The organism is Agrobacterium sp. D14, assembly GCF_001526505.1.
Lineage (GTDB): Bacteria > Pseudomonadota > Alphaproteobacteria > Rhizobiales > Rhizobiaceae > Agrobacterium > Agrobacterium leguminum.
Genome location: NZ_ASXX01000047.1, coordinates 1 through 2,740 on the forward strand (window position 1 = coordinate 1; position 2,740 = coordinate 2,740).

The 2,740-nt window shown below is 60.9% G+C and carries 2 protein-coding genes; both read left to right on the forward strand.

Translation table 11 applies throughout. The features are described 5' to 3' along the window. Window positions 1-765: hypothetical protein (locus tag L901_RS27520; protein ID WP_059760084.1), on the forward strand; the 765-nt coding region annotated here is incomplete at its 5' end. Between the two features lie 164 nt (window positions 766-929). Then, window positions 930-2,740, forward strand: a 1,811-nt coding sequence (locus tag L901_RS21215; protein ID WP_245289672.1) for a recombinase family protein, incomplete at its 3' end; no start/stop codon positions are given.

Sequence of the window (2,740 nt, forward strand, 5' to 3'; positions counted from 1 at the left end):
GGTGCGATCAAGACCCACCACCTCCACGATGTCGACAACGACACCAAATGCCGGCTGCATTCCGGCACAGTAGCCATGGCCTCCATCACGGGTGAGCCGATGTCCCGCGTCCGGGATGCCGTGCGCCTCAACCGTCATGGCGCTGGCTGGGTAGACCGTCGTCGCGCTCCCGCGATCACGAAGACGCACGACGACGAGATCGAGAGCACCTTGCGATTGCTGGGCTATGCGGGAGAATGGCACGACATCAAAGGTCGCCCGACCCTTGCTGCGTACCTCAAAGCCCGGACGGGAATCCAGCAAAGCCATCCCTGCGTCGTTTTTCTGGGCAACCACCGTGTTGCGATCAGTGGTGAGCTGTTTTGCGACGTGACCAACAACGGCCTGATGGTCGATATCGACCGGGCACCCTGGCGGCGCAAGAAAGTGCACCGTGTGTTCGTCCTCACCCACTGTATCCCCGCGACGCATATCCCGCCGAAGACCCCGTCCCGCGTCCAGCCGGCGCACCTGACGGCCGAACAGAAACGCCGGATCAAGGAACTGGATCGCCTGTTTCGCGAAGCCGTCAAGGCGGAGACCGGCGCAATGCGGATCAAGGTGACTTCCACTGAAGTCTTCATTATCCGCCCCGCCGATTCCGGCTGGACGTGGTGCGGCGCGCGCGATGGCGTCGTCGACAGCCTTCTCAAGCTTCAGGAGCATGGCTGGATTGGCGGCAACACCGATGAGGCCGCGGCCTACCGCGCCACGATGGGTTACTGACCAGCGCTCAGGAGTGGCCCCTTATTGCGGCAATTATTGTCGCCAGTACCTGCCAACCGCCAGACCATGATGATCTGGCATCGCGGCGGGGCTCTCAAGCACCCCGCCGCCGGTTACCATGTCCCTAAATTCATCTCGATACGAGAGACCCGATGACCAAGACTGTGTTGTTTTATGCCCGCTACTCCACCGACCGCCAGAACGAAGTATCGATCGAAACCCAGATCGAACTCGGCAAGACGTTTGTCGCCGACAGAGGCTGGAAGCTGGTCGAGACCTATGCCGACTCCGCGATCAGCGGAACCTCCTTCACATCGCGTCCCGGCATCCAGCAGCTTCTGGCGCATGTAAAGCGCGAGCGGATCGATATCGTGCTCTGTGTCACCGTCGACCGACTGTCGCGCGACGTCGAGCACAGTTCAAAAATCCTCAAGGAACTCAACTACCACGACACGGCGATCTGGACGGTTCAGGCCGGCCAGGAGATCAGTCATATCGAGCTGCATATGCGCTCCACACTCAGCCATGAACTGGTCGAGCAGATCCGCTACCGCACGAGAGAAGGCATGAAGACAGCGGCGCGCAAGGGCATCGCAACCACGCGCCTTTCCTACGGCTACCGCCTCGGCCAGCAGCGCGACGCCAACGGCGACCGGATCAAGGGCCTGCGCGAGGTCGAACCGGCCCAGGCCGAGATCGTGCGCTGGATCTTCGAGCAATATGCAAATGGCGTCAGCCCGGCAGCAATCGCCCAGAGCCTCAATGCGCGCCATATCCCTGCACCCCAGCACAAGTACTGGCGCGACGACACGATCCGTGGTGACGGCAAGCGGCAGGCCGACATCCTCCACAACGAACTCTATGTCGGCCGAGTCGTCTGGAACAAGCAGAATTACCGCAAGAACCCGGAGACCGAACGGCGCACCGCCCGCCTCAACGACAAAAGCGAATGGGTTGTGACGGAAGTGCCGTCCATGCGCATCGTCAGCGACGAACTCTGGGCGCGCGTAAAAGAACGGCAACTGACGACGCTCGAGAACTTTTCCCGGACAACCACCAATCGGCTGAACAGGACGCATCGGCCGAGCTACCTGCTGAGCGGAATGCTGGAGTGCGCCGAGTGCGGTGGCTCCTACGCCATCATGGCCAAGGAACGCTACGGCTGCTCCAACCACAAGAACAAGCTGCCAATCGACGGGCTCGGCGGCGCCTGCTGCTCCAACCAGAAGACCATCCTGCGCAAGAACCTGGAGGATCGGGTTCTGTCCTGCCTGCCCGCCGCATTCTTCGGCATGGGCGTATTCGACGACGTCACCGCACAGGCGCGCCGCAACCTCGCAGCGTCCGTCAAGAATGAACCCGACGAGCGCCAGCGCATTTCCGGGGACTTGAAAGCTGCCGAACAGGAACAGCGCCAGATTATTCAGCAGATCAGCGATCGTGCCGCCGAAGGCCGGCCGCGTCTGCCCGCCTACGACGACATGCTCGATCAACTTGAGGAGCGCCGCGCCGGCCTTGAAGCGCGTCTAAAGCAAACGCCGGCGCAGGAAGATTTCGGGGAGAAGATCAGGAAGCTGAAGGCGGAAGTCAGTCCCGAAGCGGTCGAGCTGATCATCAACTCGGCATTCTATTATATGCGCGAGCACGCCGATACCGAGACGAAGCAGCCGTTCATCAACATCGTGCGCCAGTTCATCCAGAAGGTCGTCATCGGCAAGACACCCGGCCACCAGCCGGCATCCCTCGAAGTCCACGGCCGCATCGCCTCGATCCTGGCTGCGATGGAAGCGGCAACGATCCTCGAGAAGCAGTTCGAGGCGCTGAAGCAGCACGATTATCTGGAGAAGCTTCGCGCCGGCGAACTCGACACTGCGCAGAAACAAAAAAAGCTCCTCGACGCATATGCGGAGGAGCTTTCTGTTAAACGACTTGAATGGCAAAATATTCAAGTTTCAGTGGTTGCGGGGGCAGGATT